The sequence below is a fragment of the Synechococcus sp. H60.2 genome (genome assembly GCF_047462315.1).
Classification (GTDB): domain Bacteria; phylum Cyanobacteriota; class Cyanobacteriia; order Thermostichales; family Thermostichaceae; genus Thermostichus.
In genome coordinates this window covers 1-18121 of sequence record NZ_JANSIZ010000013.1, presented here as the reverse complement: position 1 = coordinate 18121, position 18121 = coordinate 1, and the positions used below count along the sequence as shown (strand labels likewise).

The window sequence follows — 18121 nt, the reverse complement described above, 5'->3', positions numbered from 1 at the left end:
CTTGGCTCAGTCTCGCAACCTTAGACAAACCGACGCTCTCTTCAGCTAGAGCTTAGCTACAAATGGGGCCGGCGGCCAGAGGTTGGCGAGGAACTCTCAGCCAGGGATCCTTGGAGCCAGCGTTTAGCGACGGGCGGCAGCCGCTGCGGGCCGCTGGTGTTGAGCTGCCGCGGCTGGCGATGGCCCGGTGACGTTGCCCAAAAGTCGCTGCAACTCCTCAGGGCGAGAGGTCTTGGACATGGCCGTATCGAAGTCGATCTTGCCCTGCAGGTAGAGGTTGGCCAGATCCTGCTCCAGGGTCTTCATGCCCTGCTTACCGCCTGTCTGGATGGCCGAGTAGATCTGGGCGGTCTTGCCCTCCCGAATGAGGTTGGCGATGGCCGGCGTCACCACCATGATCTCCTGCACCAGCACCCGCCCCGGTTCTCCTGGCTTGGGGTTGAGGCGGCGGGCCAGAGTCTGGGAGAAGACGGCTTTGAGGGAGTTGGAGAGCTGCACGCGGATTTGTTGCTGCTGCTCCGGTGGGAACACGTCCACCAGGCGATCCACCGTCTGGGCAGCAGAGCTGGTGTGCACCGTGGCAAAGCAGAGGTGGCCGGTCTCGGCGGCGGTAATGGCCAACTGGATGGTTTCCAGATCCCGCATCTCCCCGATCAGGATCACATCCGGATCCTCCCGCATGGCCGCCCGCAGGGCATTGGCAAAGCTCTTGGTGTCTTCCCCCAACTGCCGCTGGTGGATGATGCTGCGGATGGGGGTGTAGATGTACTCAATGGGATCCTCGATGGTAAGGATATGCTCGGCTCGCTCGCGGTTAATGAAGTCGATGATAGCGGCCAAAGTGGTGGACTTGCCGGATCCGGTGGGGCCGGTCACCAGCACCAGACCCCGCGGCAGACGAGCCATCTCCTTACACACATCCGGCAGGCCTAGCTTGTCGATGTTGGGGATTTCCGAAGCCAACGCCCGCATCGCGCAGGCATAGGTGCCGCGATCCCGGTAGACGTTGACGCGGAAGCGACCGATCCCGCGCACGCCGTAGGAGCAGTCCAACTCCCAGTTTTGCTCCAGGTGTTTGCGCTGGGTGTTGTTCAACATGCTAAAGATGAGCCGCTGCACCTCCTCAGGGGTAAGGGGCTCGTGCTCCGTTGGCTGGAGTTCGCCGTTGATGCGGAAGTAGGGGGGCAAACCGGCGGAGATGTGGATGTCAGAACCGCCCCTGCGGACGATTTCTTCCATTAGGTCTTCGATCATTAGTTGTGGCATAGGGCTGGTGTCTCCAATCAGTAAGCTGGGTCAGTCTGTGTTCGACCTGGGAGTTGTCGATGAAAAACCGTTCTAAAGCTGGGCCAGAGGCAACCCTCTAGGACTCGTATAGGACTGTTATAATCAGCACCCTGGCGGCGTCAAGAGCTAGGCGGCTTGCCTAAAACTTCGGCGTCAGGCAGTAGGGACAATCCATCCACTCCACCTGCAGGGCGGCACCACAGTTGCGGCAGGTGCTAAGGGCCTTGGCACGAGCCTTTAACTCGGTTTCCAAGCCCTTGTCGGTGAGGATAACCCGATCGACCTCCTCCAACGTAGTCAGACCCTGCTTCACCAGCATCAAGCTGTAGGCCAGCAGCGTCTTCATGCCGCTTTCGACAGCCGCTTCCTTGATGACCTCGGTGGGAGCCCCCTTGTTGATCAACTCGGCCAGGCGGTCGTTCATGCGCATGAACTCGTACACCCCCACTCGGCCTTTGTAGCCTACGCCCCCGCATTTCTCGCAGATGGGCTTGCCGGTGGCTTTGCGCTGCTCTACTTCCTTGGGAGAGAGCTTGTTGGCCTTGTAGAAAGTCACCTGCTCGCTGTCGCCGCTGAGGCTGAGGCCATAGCGGGCCAGTTCTTCGGGGGTGGGGTGATACGGGATCCGACACTCGGTACATACTCGGCGCATCAAGCGCTGGGCCAGCACCCCCAACAGCGAGCTGGAGATCATGAACGGCTCGATCCCCATCTCCGTCAAGCGGGCGATAGCACCGGGGGCATCGTTGGTGTGCAGGGTGGTCAGCACCAGGTGGCCCGTGAGGGAGGCTTCGATAGCGGTTTTGGCCGTCTCGTGGTCGCGGGTCTCACCCACCAGGATCACGTCCGGGTCTTGCCGCAGGAAGGCGCGCAGGATCATGGCAAAGTCCATGCCCTTTTCGCGGATCACCTGTACCTGGGTGAGCCCCGGCAGGGAGTACTCGATGGGATCCTCGGCGGTGCTGATGTTGATGCCGGGATCGTTCACTTCCGCCAGAGCTGAGTAAAGGGTGGTGGTTTTCCCGGATCCGGTGGGCCCGGTTACCAAGATCAAACCAAAGGGTCGCTTGACAACCTCCTTGAAGCTGGCCAGGGTCTCCGGGTCGGTGATCAGCTTGTCCAGGCCGAGCTGGGTGGCGGAGTTGTCCAAGATGCGCAGCACGATCTTCTCCCCATAGCGGGAGGGCAGAGTGCTAACGCGAAAGTCCACCTTACGCCCCTTGAATACGCGCCGAATCCGCCCGTCCTGGGGCAAGCGCCGCTCGGCAATGTTGAGGTTGGACATGATTTTGAAGCGGGCGGTAAGGGCGGGGACAACCTTTTTGGGAAAGTTCTCAAAAGCCTGCCGCAGCACCCCGTCCTTGCGGAAGCGGATGCGCAGGTATTCTTCTTGCGGCTCGATGTGGATGTCCGACGCCCCGTCCTGCAGTGCCTTAATCAGGATTTGGTTGGCCAATTTGATAATTGGGGCATCGTCTGCCGACTTGAGCTGTTGCTCCAGGGATCCCTCGCCGGCCTCATCGACGGCGACGTCCTCGATGCTGTCCAGGTCGATCTCGGCGGTATTGACCACCACCTCTTCTTCCTCTTGGGCGGCAGCCGCGTCGTTGATGCCCTTGATGGCCAGCAGCTCCGCCTGCGCGTCCATGTAGCGGTTGATCAGAACCTCGAAATCCCGCTGGGTGAAGACCCGCCGCTGCAGCTTCAGCCCCTGGATACGGAAGCGCCGCTGGATATCATCGAGCGCCTGCAAGTTATCCGGCTTGACCATTGCCACCAGCACTTGGTTGTCTTGGCGGCGGATGGGCAAGAACTTGTAGCGGTTGCAAATATCAAGGGGCAAGAGCGAGTCGATGAGCCCGCTCATCTCCGAGATCTCCACCGGCTCCAGATCGATGTCGAGGGAGGGGATCCCGTAGATGATTTTTAGCTCAAAGAGCTGCTGCCGCTTGTAGGCCCGCTCCAGGTCGGGGGTGATCTCTCTGCCAACAATCTCTTTGACCACCAGAGCTAGGGCCTTGCTGCCCCCTTCGCGATTGGCTTTGAGGGCGTTTTGGATGTCCTGGATTTGCTTGTCGTCGGCAAAGCCCAGCTCTTTTAGCTTGCGGCCGAAGGGGGTGATGCTGGTATTGGCAACAGCTAGGGCTTTACTAGAGGCGCTGCGACGGGTTAGAGGAAGAGGAAGGTCGTTCATGCTACTGGGGCCACCTAAGCTGTGCTCATATGATAATGGCTGCAGTTAACCTCTAGGAGCAACGGTAAAGACACGCAGAGCTGCGCCTGTCCTCCACAGCCTGACTAGGGAGGCAGGGAAAACCTCAAAGGACAAAGTTGGCTCAACGTGCTCAGGATTGATCTCTTGGAAATCGCCCATGCGGCTCTACGTTGAATCTTTCACGGTTCACAAGCGCTATGCCCTCACCCTCAGCCGCGGCACTCATACAGAGGCCACTCTGGCCTGGGTGCGGATTGAGGAGGAAGGGATCGAGGGGTGGGGAGAGGCTTGCCCCTTCTCAGTGAGCGAGGACTACCACCAATCTTTGGAGGATATCTTGATGGGTTTGGAGGTAGCCAAAGGGCTCCTACGCCGCCACTCCCCCTGGGAGCGACAAGCCATTGAGGCGGAACTGCTGCGGGCCGGGATCCCCTCGGCGGCACGGGCGGCGGTGGACATGGCCCTGCACGATTGGATGGGCAAACGGCTGGGGATGCCGCTTTGGCAGTTGTGGGGACTGGATCGCTCCCGCATCCCACCCACCACTTTGACCATTGGCCTTTCTACTCCTCAGGCGGCCCGCCAGCGGGCCTTGGCCTGGATGGAACAGACCCAAGCGCGGGCCTTTAAGATCAAGCTGGGCAGCGACTTGGGGCTGATGGCCGATCAGAACATGCTGGTTGCTGTGCAGGAGGTGATCCCACTGGGATCCCTGATTACCGTGGATGCCAACGGCGCCTGGACGGTAGAACAGAGCTTGAGCATGAGCAATTGGCTGGCGGGGCAAGGGGTGAGCTACCTGGAGCAGCCCTTGGAGAGGGGACAGGAGGCGAAGCTGATCACCCTGTGGCACGAGTCGAAGCTGCCCATCTTTGTGGATGAAAGTTGTTTCGACAGCCGCGATATTCCTGCCCTAGCGGATCGCGTGCACGGCATTAACATCAAGCTGATGAAGTGCGGCGGCCTCAGCGAAGCCTGGCGCATGATCCACACCGCCAAAGCTTATGGGCTACAGGTAATGCTGGGCTGCTACAGCAACACCGCTCTGGGCAATACGGCGGCGGCTCACCTAGCGCCGCTGGTGGACTACCTGGACTTGGACAGCCACCTCAATCTCATCGACGATCCCTTTTCCGGAGCCCTGCTGCAGGAGGGCTGTCTTATCCCCACCGACCGACCGGGCTTAGGGGTAGAGCTGCGGGAGTAGGTACCGTGGAGCAGGTGGGATCCCTCTCCAGCCAAACTCGGGTGGCCATCCTGCTCCACGGCGGCCTGCTGGGGGAGCACGGCAAAACAGGGCTGGGGCTGCTGCGCTATGGGCCTTTTCCGGTGGCGGCGGTGATCGACCGGGAGCAGGCGGGGGGATCCCTGGCCCAGTTAACCGGCATTGCCCAGGATGTTCCCATCGTGGCCTCGGTGCAAGAGGCGCTGGTTTACAACCCCGAGGTGCTGGTGATTGGGATTGCCCCTTCCGGCGGCCAGTTGCCCCCAGCGTGGCGGGAGGAGCTCTGCCAAGCCCTGCAGGCCGGCCTATCTCTGGTGAATGGTCTCCACACGCCTCTGGCCGAGGATCCCCAATTGCGGCAGTGGCTGCAGCCGGGAGCCTGGATCTGGGACATTCGCCGCGAACCTCCTGGTCTTGGGGTAGGGAAAGGCCTGGCCCGTTCCCTCCCCTGCCGGCGGGTGCTGACCGTGGGTACCGACATGGCCGTGGGCAAAATGTCCACCAGCCTGGAACTGCACCGAGCCAGCCTGAAGCGCGGCCTACGCTCCCGCTTTCTCGCTACCGGGCAGACCGGGATCCTCATCAGTGGCGATGGGGTGCCCCTAGATGCGGTGCGGGTGGACTACGCCAGCGGTGCCGTGGAGCAACTGGTGCTGCGCCACGGCCTTGACCATGACATTCTGCACATTGAAGGCCAGGGATCCCTGCTCAACCCCGCCTCTACAGCAACCCTGCCCCTGTTGCGGGGATCCCAGCCCACCCACTTGATCTTGGTACACCGGGCTGGCCAGACCCACATCAAAGGGATGGACTACGTACCCATCCCTCCCCTGCCCAAGGTCATCGAGCTATACGAACAAGTGGCCAGAGCTGCCGGTGCCTTTGCCCCCGTGCCGGTGGTGGGGGTGGCCCTCAATACCTTTGGCTGGGAGGAGGAGGCTGCCCTGGCCCAGATCCGCCAGGTGGAAGCGGAGACCGGACGGCCCTGTACCGACGTGGTGCGCTTTGGGGCGGATCCCCTCTTGGACGCCATTCTGGCAGCCGGCTAACCCCACGGCTAATCCAGGCGTCTCAGAGAGAGCGGCGACGGGGATCCCCCCTGGCGGCGGTTTCGCTGTCGAGCACCTCCAGGATGGCCTTGGCGGCGCGGGCCAAAACTCCCGGCTCCCCCAGCGCTGCCCGCATGGCAGCATAGTCGGCCTGTAATTGGGCTCGGCGCTCCGGCTGAGTCAGCAGCTCCAGCGCCAGTTGGGCAATCCGCTCCGGCTGGGCCTCCTCCTGCAGCAGTTCCGGCACAATGGGGCGCATCAGCACCAAGTTGGGGGGAGACATAAAGGGCACCGACACCTTCAGCCAATGGCGGGCTAGCCAAAAGGTAATGGGGTTGAGGCGGTAGATCACCACCTGCGGGATCCCCAAAATGGCCGCTTCCAAGTTGACGGTGCCCGACTTCGCCAGCACCAGGTCAGCGGCGGCCAACAGCAGGTGATGCGCCTTTGGCGGGGAAGGGCGAGGCAAGACAAGGGTGAGATCGCCCAGTCCATAGCGGCGGGCAGCCTGAGCAACGGGGGCGGCAAAACGGGGCGAGGCCAGCGGCGCCCAAAACCGCACCTGGGGCAGGCGAGCCCGCAACAGCCGCGCTGCCTGGAGGAGGATGGGCAGAACGGAGCGCAGCTCTTGGCGACGGGAGGCGGGCAGCAGCGCCACCACCGTTGCCTCCTCAGGGATCCCTAGCTCAGCTCTGGCCTGAGCGCGACCGGGTACCCTCGCCAAAATATCCAGCAGGGGGTGGCCCACATAGCAAACCTGGGCGCCTGCTGCGGCGTAGTAGCGGGCTTCTTCTGGGAAGATGGCCACCATCAGTCGCATTTGCTGGGCTAGGCGGTAGGTGAGGCGGCTGTTGGGCGACCACACCCATTCCTGGGGGGCAATGTAGTAAACGGCAGGGATGCGCCACCGCTGCAGCAGGGGGACAAGGCGGCTGTTGACGCCGATGTAGTCCACCAAGATGGCCAAATCCGGCGGGTCCTGTGCCAGGAAGCGGCGGATCTTCCACTCTGTCCACAGGGCAGGGAGGACAAAGGGGAGGGCCTCGAGAATACCGATGGAGCTAATCTCCGTAGTGCGGTGCAGCAGCCGGGCTCCAGCAGCGGCCATTTCCTCTCCCCCAACGGCCGTGATGCGCAGATGCGGACGCTGGCGCAGCAGCTCACGAATGAGATGGCCAGCCTGCAGATCCCCGGAGACTTCTCCGGTGCAGATAAACAGATGACTCACAGGTCGTCCTCTTCTCTGCCACGGCGCAAGGCAGGCAGAGGACCGCGCCGTTGGGGTTGGGAAAGGGAATCTTCCAAAAATTGCAGCAGATGGAGCAGGGATCCCGTCTCGTCTACCAGCTCTTTCCCCTGCAAGGAGCAGATGCTACACCCACCCTCGGTGCGGATGCTGCTGCGCAGAGTTTGCAGCGCTTTTTCCAGAGGCAAACCGGAACGGTAGAGCAGCCGGTAGGCCTGGCGCAAAGCTGGCAGGGATCCCTCCATTCCCTTGGCTCGCCGCAACCCCACCAAGTTGAGGCCGCGAATGCGGGCTGGGTGCCCCTCCACCAACATGTAGGGCGGCACGTCGCGATCCACCCGGCTCATGGCCCCCACCATGGCCAAGCGACCCACTCGGGTAAACTGGTGGATCCCGACCATACCGCCGATGCGCGCCTGTGACTCGATGTGGATGTGGCCGGCCAAGGCAACCGCGTTGGTAATCACCACTTGATTTTCGATAACGCAGTTGTGGGCGACGTGGACGTAGGCCATTAGCAGGTTGTGGTCACCGACCACCGTCGCTTCCCCTTCGTTGGTGGCTCGGTTGATGGTGACGAACTCGCGGATGCGGTTGCCCCTGCCGATCACCACCTGGGAGGGCGCGCCGCTGTACTTCAGATCCTGAGGCTCTGTGCCCAGCACCGCCCCCGGAAAAATCTGGTTGTCCTCGCCAATATCTGTCCAGCCATCGATCACCACGTGGGCCCCCACCACCGTACGGGCGCCAATGCGCACATGCTCACCGATAACCGCATAGGGGCCAACTTGCACCGTCTCGTGCAACTCAGCCTTCGGATGGATCACCGCCGTGGGATGAATCCGAACAGAGGAGTTGGGAGTGGATCCCGCTGAAGCCAACGAACTCATTTCTAACCTAGCCAGCAAATGTGGTTACGCTCCCAACCCTGCAATTAAGGCTTGCTCGGGGAGGACACAATCCTCCACCGCTCTGCTGCAAAACTCCGACCGGGAGATGAAAGCAGCACCTAACATGCCCCTATCCCAACACTTTAGCAGGGTCTTTCCGCGCCAAGTTGCTGCCGCTGGGCTCCTCCTCGATGGGGAAAACAGATGGCCACCCTCCACCTGCCCCGTGGTTGCGGAGCGCCAAAGGCCCCCTCCTGGCCGCTGTTGTCCCATCAATCCACCAAGGAGAACATCAGCTCCCCTTCGGTCACCAGGTGTCCCCCCACCTGGGCCCGACAAAACATCTTGCCGATGCGTTTTTGCCGGATGGTGAGCAAATCGGCCGAGAGCAGCAACTGATCCCCTGGCAGCACGGGGCGGCGGAAGCGAACGCCATCGATACCAGCAAAGAGAGCCAGCCGCCCAGCCACATCGGGCAACTTGGTCAACACGATCCCTCCCAACTGCGCCATGGCCTCGACGATCAGAACGCCGGGCATGATCGGTCGGTTGGGGAAGTGCCCCTGGAAAAAGGGCTCGTTGAAGGTGACGTTTTTCAGTCCCACCGCCCGTTGCCCTGGTTGATACTCCACCACGCGATCCACCAGCAGAAAAGGATGGCGATGGGGCAAGATCTCCAGGATTTGATCCGTTGTGAAAACGGGGGGAGCTGTTGCCAACTGAGCGGCTGCTTCAGCCGAGAGGAGAGGAGGAGGAGAGACGTCAGAGGACATGGCAAACCCACAGAGCTGGAAGACAAACCTTAAATCCTGGATGGGAGGGCCTCAAAGCAGAACCAAGACAGCAAGGAGGAATGCCGGCAGGCCGCGAGGAGCCTCTCGCCCACCTCAGGAACCAGAAGCCCCGTCAAGACAGCGGGAGAGGTTCCACCCCACCGAGGCGCCTGGGATCCCTTTCTTGTTCTTGAGCTGGGTCCGCCTGCACCCGCAGGGATCCACTCCTGAGCAACTGCTCGGCCAAACGGTGATGCAGGGCATGGCCTGCCCTGTAGGCCACAATGTGCCCCTGCAAGCGGCAGCCCAACAGGCTGAGATCTCCTAGTAAATCTATCAGCTTATGGCGCACCGGCTCATCTGGGTAGCGCAAGGGCCTCAGCCACTCGGTGGTAGTACAGACAATGGCGTTCTCCAGGCTGCCGCCTTGGATCAGCCCCTGTTGGCGGGCCAGCTCCGCATCCTGTTGGCGGGCAAAAGTGCGGGCCGGAGCAATGGATTGGACAAAATCCGCCCTGTTCTCCTGCCAGCTCAGCCACTGTTGGCGGATAGGGCAGTTGGCAAAGTCGATGCCATAGGTGAAGCGAGAGCCGGGGTAGGGCAGGGCGCTGACAAAGGCTTCCCCCGCCCAGACCGTGACCGGCTCCTGGATCACTCCCAGCAGGGCCGGCTGCTCCTGAGCCAGGATCCCAGCTTGGGCAATAGCCTCCACAAAGGGCAGGGCGGAGCCATCCAGGATCGGCAGCTCCGGCCCCTCCACCTCGATGCGGCAGTTGTCGATGCCCAGCACGTAAAGGGCAGCCAACAGATGTTCCACTGTCTGCACTTGGACAGGGGGGGATCCCTGCTGCAGGCGGGTGCAGAGGGCAGCAGGAGTCAGGGATCCCAAGCGGGCCGGGATCTCAGGGGATCCCGGTTGATCCACCCGCACAAAGACCCGACCGCCGCCAGCAGGAGCCGGGTGGAGGCTACAGCGAACCGGTAGGCCAGTGTGCAGGCCGACCCCCTCTAGGGAGATAGAGCTGGCCAAGGTGTGCTGTTGGTCTCTCATCGTACTCCGCACCGCTACCGCAAACGCTCTTGGCCCTGGTCAAAAACACGGTAGTACAGCTCCCGATAGCCAACGCGCAGGCTGCTACTGGCGTCTGCCAGTTTGGCCTTGCGACTGCCGTAGGCGCTAAACACCTCGTAGGTGTCTCCCTCGAAGAAAAAGGAGGAGACATCGGAAACCTCTTCGCCCCCCAGCAACTGCCAACGCCCCCCACGAAATCGCAGCCGGTAGCGAGCCTTGTCCAAGCTGCCGGAGGGGCGGTCGATGGTGGCGTCGATCCTACCCTCGTACTCCGGCGGCTCGGCTCCTGCTATGGGCCGCACCTCAACGGAAATATCGCGGTAGCGGCAATTGGGGCGGTTGCACAGGCGAATTGAGCGCATTGCCTCGGCAATCCCTTCCAGCCGCTGTCGCGCCTCTACCAGGGAGTCAACTGGAGAGGACAGAGCCACCTGAGCTGCCTCTGCTGCTGGGGAGAGCAACGCAGAATGGGCAGCCAATGCCGGCGATCCCCAGCAGCACCCCAACAGCACCAGACACATCCAGCTCAGCCAACAGCGGTAGGCGGATCCCATAGGCGCAATCTATGACAAGATCTAACTCCTCTACTCTAGGGGATCCTTATCTGCGATTCTGTCCCAAGGGATGCCGGCATTGTCCAACTGGACTCAGGAGCGATTGGCGCAGGTACGCCTCGTGTTGGTGCGGCCAGCAGGGCCGCGCAATCTCGGGGCCATTGCCCGCGTGATGAAAAACATGGGCCTGCGGCAGTGGGTGTTGGTGGATCCCCAATGCGATCCCCTGGATGCAGAAGCAGTTACCATGGCCGTGCATGCGACGGACTTGCTCCACCAAGCCCGGCAGGTGCCAACCTTAGCCGAGGCCCTCCAGGGATGTGTGCAGGTATTCGGGACAGCAGGCCGCCGCGAGCCCTACCCGCCCGAATGGCAAATTCAGTCTCCCCGCCAGGCTTTCGCGGAGCTGCTGGCTGCCGGCCCTGCCGCTCTGGTGTTTGGCCCCGAAGATTGCGGCTTGAGCAACGAAGAGCTGGCCCTCTGCCATCGCCAGATCCAGATCCCCACCGATCCGGCCTACCCTTCCCTGAACTTGGCCCAGGCAGTGGGCATCTGTTGCTACGAACTGCGCACCCTCCTCTACCAAAATCCTCGCCCGCCGGTGGCTGGCTCTGGGAGCTCAAAGCCAGCTCCCTTCGAGCTGCTGGAGGGTTTTTTCAGCCACCTGGAGGCGCTGCTGCTGCACATTGGCTACCTGCACCCCCACACCGCTCGTCGCAAAATGCTCAAGTTTCGGGCCCTGTTTCACCGCGCCGGTCTGACAGTGGCTGAGGTGGCCCTGTTGCGCGGGATCCTGCGACAACTCCAGTGGAGCCAACAATCCTCTCATCGAGAACCCCCGAAAGAGGATCCTCATCTCACCGAGAGTGGATCTTAGCTGCCGCAGCCTCTAGCCGGCTGCCTCTGAAAACCAACCCCTGGGAACTGAGACAAGGGGATCCAGCTAGGTCTGGATGATCTCCCTGCGGCAAACTTGATTTGACGGAGAGAGTGACCATCGAATAGGGGCTGAGATTTCCTTGTCCTACAGCAGTTTGCGGGCTTGTAGGATAGGTCTCGTGTCCGTGGATATGTCCCGTTTTTAACGGAATCCTCACTCAACGAAGTCTCTCTCTTCATCAAGAGCGCTGAGAGAGTCCCACCTTCTATGGTCACTCGGCAGAGACAGAGATGGATCCCTAAATCCTGGCGTAAGTACAGCTTGAATAAGGTAGCAGACAAAGCTGGCACATTTTTCTGTTTCTATCGCTACTTGTCTTTCTGAAAACCTAACTACTATCCAGCCGCTTTCTGCAAAGAAATCGTCTCGCTGGCTATGTCTATTGTCATCTAGTGCATGATGTGGTACTCGCTGACCATTCTTCTGGTACCAAGGTTCGTCAACTTCAACATCGATAAGTAGAGTTCTATTGTTACTAGATACTTGTATTGCTATGTCGGGCGTATACGGAAAATCAAATTCTGGAACCTTTAGGGAGGATTGTTCAGGTAGAAACTTAACTGGAAGGTTTTCCATCTTTATTATCAAGGCTTCTCTCAGCCGGCGATCATACCTACCTGCGCGAGCACCCTGACCTAAGAAAGGTTGGCATAAATCTAGGGGTTGAAATATCAGACCATTTTCCCAGTTCCTTATGATTTGAGCTACCTTGTTTTGATATTCGCGACTATATTCTTCGACTTGTTGTTTGTAATCTGACTCTATGCGATCGCACTCTCTTCTCCAAAGGACAAGTCTCTCCTCATATCTTTTTTGTTCTTGAGGATAACTTCGCATTTTTCTCTCATATTCTTCCATTCTCTCTTCATAAGTCCAGGATTCGTATAAGAATTTGGCTAAGGTAGCCACGCCTGCAATCCCTGCCAAGATTAGAAAGAATGGCGCTTCAGCAATAATCAGCGCAATTAGGGTAGCAACTCCAGCTCCAGTTGACAGGGCAGCCTGGAGCTTGTCCATTACACGGGTTGGGATCTCTGGTAGTTGCGGCTTAACTGGTCGAGGGGGTAGTTGAGGCGGCTCAGGTTTTCTGGGGGGAGGGGGCAGTTCTGGCCCTCTCAGTTGCAGGCTGATAGGGGTAGGGAGAACTATATAGGGATAGCAGTCCCTCCGCTCATATTTGAGGATGGGGTGGGGCTTCCAGCTCGGCGTGTGCATTGTCTTGACCTGGCACGTTGTCCCGTAATATGCCAGAGGCCACTTTTCCAGTCAATTCTCCCTGACGGCTGTAACAGCCTAGCCGCAAGGAATCCCCTGTTAATGAACGGCTCTGAAGATCTGCAGGCTGCCGTCCGGCTTCACCACCACCTTCTTCTTGCTTTTGGCTGTCGCGTAAGAGAAGACAATCTGACGTGGATTTAGGTTAGGCTTAGGCGTATCCACGGCTGTGTCCCGTCTTGCCGTGGATTCTAGTGAATGTTGCAGGACTACCGTGGATATCAGAATGCCCAAAAACCTTGCCAGTTAAGGCTTTGAGGGATTTAGGTGGATGTTGGCAAACTAGGCTTTGACGGAGAGAGTGGGATTCGAACCCACGGTGAGTTGCCCCACACAGCATTTCCAGTGCTGCGCCTTCGACCACTCGGCCATCTCTCCAGCGCAGAAATCGATGACTTTCCCGCAGAGCTAAAAACTCGGCTTTGTGATCTTAGCAGAGGATGGAGGTCACTCAGAGGATCCTTTGGCATCCCCAGGCCGAAACATTTGCAGCATCACCTCCCAGCGGGAGCAGCGCCAGTGGTCGATGTGGGATTCGATGAGACCTGCGGGGTTAAGCCGCATCTCTGTCCAGCCGGGGATGCACAGGCGGGGACGCCAGGGCAAAAAAGACAGGGATCCCCTCAGCGTCCACTCGCTGCGGATGTGGTTGCCGCTCTGGTGGATGTCGTGCAGCTCAAGATGGATATCCTGCAGCCAGCGCTCTAGGCTAGCAATCATGGCCCGGTAGCGATCCAGGCCGCGAAACTCGTTGAGGGGATCCCGGAAATAAACCTGGGGATCGTAGAGGGAGTAGGTTTGATCCCGAGGAAAGCGGGCGTAATCGGCCCGCAGGATGGCCACCAGGTCGAGGCTGGGCTGAGAAGGGTGGCTCATGCTCTGACCTCAGCAGGAAGGGATACCGTTTCCCCCGGGGCAGGACAGCACAGCCGGATGGATTGACCGGTGGCGGCGTTCAGGGATCCCAGCTTTTCCCGGAACTCCTCTAGGCTCCCCAGAGGGCGGATCTGGGCGGCAAACCAGCCGTGGTAATCTACCTCTCCCATAGCGGTGGGAATCACCTGCTGTGGGCGCAGGGCGGCCACCACCTGCAGGGCCCGCTCCGGCCCCATGATCACCTCGCCCAAGAGGGGAAAGATCTGGCCTACCACCGGGATCAGCAGGGTGTGGATGGGGGCAAACTCCTGCTGCAGCCGCGGGCGGATATCCGCTTGGGAGAGGTGGGGCTCGTAGTAAAGCCGCGTCTGGGTCGGCAGCTCCTCCAGCAAAAAGCCCAGCTCCCGCACCGGCCCCAGGGGTGCTCCCGGAACCGCTGTGATGTGTAGATCTCCCCACTGCACTGACTGCCAGGGATCCAGGGCCTGCACCCTCTTAAAGCCAAGGCTCCGTGCCACGCGGGCGGCTGTTGGAGAAGCGAAAACCGGGATCTGCCGGTTCAGCCGCTGCAGGGTGGGGGGGTGGCAGTGATCCGGCTGGCCCTGGCTGAGGAGGATGGCGTCGAGTTTGGGCAGGGTTTCCGGTGTGAAGGGCGGCACCTGGCGGTGCTGCAGGCGGATGAACCAGGGCAGGCCAAAGAACACCAAGGGATCCACCAGCCACGGATCCAGCAGAAAAGTCTGGGTCTGGGTATGGATTAGCCAACTGTTGAGGTCGATGCGGGTGAGTTTCATGGTGCTACTGCCCGGTGATGGAGAGATCGGCTACCCAAATGCGGGGACACAGACCAGCAGGGGTGATTTGGGGCTCCGGCTCGACGTAGAAAATCGACTGCAAGAGTCCTAGAAAATCCCCCGCTACCGTTGCCGCCTCGATACTGATGCGCTCTCCCTGGCGCACCCACCAGCCCTGAAAGGGCAGGGAAAAGGATCCCTGCAGAGGCTTGACTCCGGCATGGAGAGCCTGCAGCTCGTCAATCCAGACCACATTCTCAGCCGTGGCCAGGTCGTAGGTGCTCTCTGGTGGAGCCCCGGCAAAGACGTGGTAGTAGTGGGCCGCCACCGTCACCTTAGCGCCGATATTGGCATGTCCCGTGGGCTGGGCCCCCAGGCGTTTGGCGGTGCCAGCGCTGTGCAAAAAGTGGGTCAGAACTCCATTGGTGATGAGGGGAACGCGGCGGGTGGGGGTGCCTTCACCGTCGAAGCTAATTGCGCTCACGTTGGTAGGGTGCAAGGCGTCATCACACACCGAGAGCAGCGGCGAGGCAATCTGCTTGCCCAGTGAGTCGGGAGTGGACAGGCTTTGGTTGTCCAGGATGTTTTGGGCGTTGAAGAGATTGGAGAAAGCGCCCAAGAGGCTTAAAAAAGCTTCCCCGGAAAAAACCACTGTGTATTTCCCCGAAGGGATCCGCTCGTACTCCAGGTGGCTGATGAGTTTCTCGGCTGCTTCCTTGACGCAGCCCTGGATATCCAACTCCTCCAGGCTGCGGGCTACCCGCATAGCGCCGGCGCTGCGGGGTTTGCGACCCTCCTGTTCTGCCTTGCCGTAGAGAAAGACCGAGGTCAGGGTGTGGCCCTCCTGTCGCAGAGCCTGGTCGCTGTTGAGGTAAAAGCGGTCGATCTGCCGCTGGGCCAGGCCGTTGTAGGGTACCCCCTGGATGGCGGGATGGGATCCCAGTAAAGCCTTCTCGGCGGCCAGCAGTTGCTCCAAAAGCTCACTGGCCAGCGCCAGCGGCCTTTTGTCGTTACAGGGCTGGAGAATGGGCAGCTTCGCTTCTGGACTCAATTGGGGTGCGTGTTCCCGCACGCCGAAGTGGCTGGCTTCAAAGGCCGTCTGCAGAGCCAGTTCCAGCCCTGCCTCGTCCACAGCAGTGGTGGAAGTCACCCCCACCTGGCCCTGGTCGTTCCAGGCCCGCACCGTCACACTGCAGCGGTGAGAGGCTTTTACCTGACGGGGCTCCCCCTGCTCAACCTGCACGCTGGTCTCGTCCACCTCGGCTCCATAGAGATCAAACTGGGGGATCCCCAAACGTTTGGCACAGCTTTGCGCCTGTTCGGCCAAGGCCTCAACTTGCAACATCCCTACTCCTTCCCTAGCGACGGGCCAGCCAGGCGGTCAAGTCCTCCACGCTGTGGAAATCCAACAAAGCTTCCCCTAGCGCCTCCAGCTGCGACGGCGGCAAGGCCCAAATCTGGTTTTCCAAGGCCGGGTCAAGGGATCCCAGCTTCCGCCGCAAAAGCCGCAAAACCAGTGTTGCTTCCCCGTGTTGCAAGCCCTGTTGCAAGCCCTGTTGCAAGCCCTGTTGCAAGCCCTGTTGCAAGCCCTGTTGCAGGCCTTCTTTGCGCCCTGCTTCCAACCCCTCCCGCAGAGCTTCTGCCCGCCATTCCTGGTAGATCACCGATTCCCTCATATCCAAGGACCTCATGATTTGCCGAATCAAGCCCCGATCCAATGCTAGTCCTGCCAAAACGGCTGTTGCCGCTGCCAATTCCCGCTGCTCGCTGGACTCTGGCAAGCGCTCCAGCTCAGCAACGACTTCTCGTAAGGTTTCTCCAGGATCCTCCACCTGGCTCAAGACTCGAAAAGGCAGCAGGGCTGGCCAATCGACCCTGGCCGGCAAGTTACACTCCCAGAGGCGAACGACCTCAAACTCATGGCTCAGCCTTTCTAGGCGAAAAAAGGTTTGGAAGACCCGCTGCGAGCGCGTTTTGCGAAGATAAATGACCACCTGCCGCACCGATAGCTGGGGATATTTCCGATAGAGGCGGAGCCGATAGTCGGCCATGCGAAAGGGGATTTCAGGATCCGGATCTGTTTGAAATTCCAGATGCAAAATGCCCTGCTGTAGCCCTAGCAGAATGACCGAATCGGCTCGCATGGGCTCCTCCGACAGTTCTGTGGGCAGCACCTGCACCGGCTCAGCCACTTCTCCCATCAGCCAACGGGCAAACTGCTCCGGAAAGCGCTCCGCCAGGTACTTGCAGATGTTGTCGTAGGCCATGGGGGATCCCTGAAACTAGCGCCCGCCCACGGTGATAGAGTCCACCTTGATGTGGGGCTGACCCACAGTAACGTAGATGCTGCCGCTGACAGAACCGCAGAAGCCAGGCGCCAGGCGGAGATCCTTGGAGCACATGGAGATCTTGGTCAAGATATCCTTGGCTTCTCCAATCAGCGTGGCTCCCTTGAGAGGCTTGGTGATTTTGCCATTTTGGATGAGATAGGCTTCTTCCACGGCAAAGTTAAATTGGCCAGTGGGGCCGACACTGCCGCCCCCCATGCGCTTGCAGTAGATGCCTTTGTCAATAGAGGCAAACAGGTCGTCCAGTTCGGCGTCGCCGGGGGCGATGTAGGTGTTGCGCATGCGGCTGGCAGGGGCAAAGGTGTAGTTTTGCCGGCGACCACTGCCGGTGCGGGGATGGCCGGTGCGCATGGAGCCGGCCCGATCGGCCAGGAAGTTTTTCAAAATGCCCTTTTCAATGAGCAGGGTGCGCTGGACGGGCATGCCCTCGTCGTCCACGTCCAGGCTGCCAAAGGCCCCCTCGGAAAGCCCCTCGTCCCAGGCGGTGAGGTTTTTGTGGGCAATTTTCTGGCCTTTTTTGTCGGCAAAGGGAGTGGTTTTGCGCTCGATCTGGGTCGTTTCCAAGAGATGCCCACAGGCCTCGTGGAAGATGACGCCGCCAAAGGCGTTGGACATTACAATCGGGTAGGTGCCCGATTCCACATAGTCGGCATAGAGCATCTGGCCAGCGGCTTCTGCCAGCTCCTGGCTGTGGGCTACGAGATCCCAGCGGCGCAAAAAGTCGGGATCCCTGGTGCCCCCTGCGCGCTGGCTAACGGAAGCGCGATGATCCCCATCGGCACAGAGCAGGGTAGAACTAACCGACTGGGTAAGGCGGATGTCGCGCACAAAGGTGCCGTCGCTGCAGGCCACCAGGATCTCCTGCCAGTCACGGAAGTAGTTGGTGCGGCGGGACTGAACATGGTGAGCTTGCCGCTTCAGCTCTGCGTTGGCCCGCAGCAGGATCTCCCCCATCTCGGCAAGGGAGCTGCATTCCTTGAGCCAGCCGTCTTTACCGCGGCGCTCGGCGTAGTCCTGGAGCAGCCCTAGGTTGACGGTGCAGACCAAAGCAGCAGGGCCAGGGGGGGTGAGGCCCATCAAGAGCAGGCCTTTTTCTAGAGCAGCTTTGAGGCCGGCAAAGGAGAGATCGTTGGTGCTGACGTAGCAGTCGGCCAGGCCGCGAAACACCCGCACCCCCGCGCCGGTGGAAAGTCGAGGGGTGATGCTGGTGAGGGTGTCGTCTTCTGCCAGGCAACTGATGGAGTTAGCCCGCTCCAGGAAGATCTCCACCAGATCGGCGCCGGCAGCCCGCCCCCACCCCAAGAGAGTTGAAAGGGGATCCCGCCAATCCTCGCCGAAGCGCTGCAGGGTGGGGCGGTAGTCGAGGTTGGGCAGTTCTTTGGATAAAAGCAGCATAGTAGGCCGAGAGCACTCAAAAGAGGGAAAGGGCAGGCTAGATGCCGCCATCTTTTGCTCCCTCAGTTTAACGTAAGGTGCGGAATTCCCCACCCGGGTGGGGATGGATAGCACCCTCTGACTGATTCTGGATGTATTGCTTCACAATTTCTAGGGAGCAAATCATGCCAAAGCCTAGCCCT

General features: G+C 60.3%; 16 protein-coding genes and 1 tRNA gene. 3 read left to right on the top strand and 14 right to left on the bottom strand.

Going from position 1 to position 18121, the window contains the following annotated elements; translation table 11 throughout:
• Positions 1 to 123: 123 nt before the first annotated feature.
• Entirely contained in the window at positions 124 to 1266 is a 1143-nt protein-coding gene (locus tag NW845_RS03485; protein WP_414364470.1) for a type IV pilus twitching motility protein PilT, read from the bottom strand.
• 160 nt (positions 1267 to 1426) lie between these two features.
• Entirely contained in the window at positions 1427 to 3481 is a 2055-nt protein-coding gene (locus NW845_RS03480) for a GspE/PulE family protein (RefSeq protein ID WP_414376852.1), read from the bottom strand.
• Positions 3482 to 3659: 178 nt separating this feature from the next.
• Between NW845_RS03480 and NW845_RS03475 the strand changes: the two genes are divergently transcribed.
• Both NW845_RS03475 and NW845_RS03470 read left to right on the top strand, forming a co-directional pair.
• Complete coding sequence (locus NW845_RS03475) at positions 3660 to 4709, top strand: dipeptide epimerase (RefSeq protein WP_414376850.1); 1050 nt, start codon at positions 3660 to 3662, stop codon at positions 4707 to 4709.
• A gap of 14 nt (positions 4710 to 4723) precedes the next feature.
• On the top strand, positions 4724 to 5776 hold the full coding sequence (locus NW845_RS03470) for a DUF1611 domain-containing protein (protein WP_414364465.1): 1053 nt from the start codon (positions 4724 to 4726) through the stop codon (positions 5774 to 5776).
• 22 nt (positions 5777 to 5798) lie between these two features.
• On the opposite strand, the gene lpxB is transcribed toward NW845_RS03470, so the two are convergent.
• The 5 genes from lpxB to NW845_RS03445 form a co-directional block, all read right to left on the bottom strand.
• Complete coding sequence (lpxB, locus tag NW845_RS03465; RefSeq protein ID WP_414376848.1) at positions 5799 to 7004, bottom strand: lipid-A-disaccharide synthase; 1206 nt, start codon at positions 7002 to 7004, stop codon at positions 5799 to 5801.
• Positions 7001 to 7912 (bottom strand): acyl-ACP--UDP-N-acetylglucosamine O-acyltransferase, encoded by a 912-nt coding sequence (gene lpxA / locus NW845_RS03460; RefSeq protein ID WP_414364462.1) that lies wholly within the window; start codon positions 7910 to 7912, stop codon positions 7001 to 7003. The genes lpxB and lpxA overlap by 4 nt, the downstream gene beginning before the upstream one ends.
• Before the next feature lie 272 nt (positions 7913 to 8184).
• On the bottom strand, positions 8185 to 8685 hold the full coding sequence (gene fabZ, locus NW845_RS03455; RefSeq protein ID WP_414364460.1) for a 3-hydroxyacyl-ACP dehydratase FabZ: 501 nt from the start codon (positions 8683 to 8685) through the stop codon (positions 8185 to 8187).
• Between the two features lie 133 nt (positions 8686 to 8818).
• Entirely contained in the window at positions 8819 to 9736 is a 918-nt protein-coding gene (gene lpxC / locus NW845_RS03450; protein ID WP_414364458.1) for a UDP-3-O-acyl-N-acetylglucosamine deacetylase, read from the bottom strand.
• Positions 9737 to 9750: 14 nt separating this feature from the next.
• Positions 9751 to 10311: a hypothetical protein gene (locus NW845_RS03445; protein ID WP_414364456.1), complete on the bottom strand. Its 561-nt coding sequence runs from the start codon at positions 10309 to 10311 to the stop codon at positions 9751 to 9753.
• Positions 10312 to 10381: 70 nt separating this feature from the next.
• Here NW845_RS03445 and NW845_RS03440 point away from each other — a divergent pair, with 70 nt between their 5' ends.
• Positions 10382 to 11188: an RNA methyltransferase gene (locus NW845_RS03440; RefSeq protein WP_414376846.1), complete on the top strand. Its 807-nt coding sequence runs from the start codon at positions 10382 to 10384 to the stop codon at positions 11186 to 11188.
• A 216-nt stretch (positions 11189 to 11404) separates the two neighbouring features.
• Here the strand turns inward: NW845_RS03440 and NW845_RS03435 are convergent, their stop codons facing one another.
• The 7 genes from NW845_RS03435 to NW845_RS03405 form a co-directional block, all read right to left on the bottom strand.
• A complete protein-coding gene (locus NW845_RS03435) occupies positions 11405 to 12268 on the bottom strand; it encodes a hypothetical protein (protein ID WP_414364452.1) in 864 nt (287 codons plus the stop codon).
• A gap of 551 nt (positions 12269 to 12819) precedes the next feature.
• Positions 12820 to 12904: transfer RNA gene (locus NW845_RS03430), tRNA-Ser, on the bottom strand.
• A 69-nt stretch (positions 12905 to 12973) separates the two neighbouring features.
• Positions 12974 to 13402, bottom strand: coding sequence for a DUF2358 domain-containing protein (locus NW845_RS03425; RefSeq protein ID WP_414376844.1), 429 nt, complete (start codon positions 13400 to 13402; stop codon positions 12974 to 12976).
• Positions 13399 to 14196, bottom strand: a complete 798-nt coding sequence (locus NW845_RS03420) for an MBL fold metallo-hydrolase (RefSeq protein ID WP_414376842.1) — start codon at positions 14194 to 14196, stop codon at positions 13399 to 13401. Before NW845_RS03420 ends, NW845_RS03425 begins: the two co-directional genes overlap by 4 nt.
• Positions 14197 to 14200: 4 nt before the next feature.
• A complete protein-coding gene (locus NW845_RS03415) occupies positions 14201 to 15541 on the bottom strand; it encodes a TldD/PmbA family protein (RefSeq protein WP_414376840.1) in 1341 nt (446 codons plus the stop codon).
• Positions 15542 to 15554: 13 nt separating this feature from the next.
• Entirely contained in the window at positions 15555 to 16463 is a 909-nt protein-coding gene (locus NW845_RS03410; protein ID WP_414376838.1) for a DUF4351 domain-containing protein, read from the bottom strand.
• Positions 16464 to 16478: 15 nt separating this feature from the next.
• Positions 16479 to 17939, bottom strand: coding sequence for a TldD/PmbA family protein (locus NW845_RS03405; RefSeq protein WP_414376836.1), 1461 nt, complete (start codon positions 17937 to 17939; stop codon positions 16479 to 16481).
• Positions 17940 to 18121: the final 182 nt, after the last annotated feature.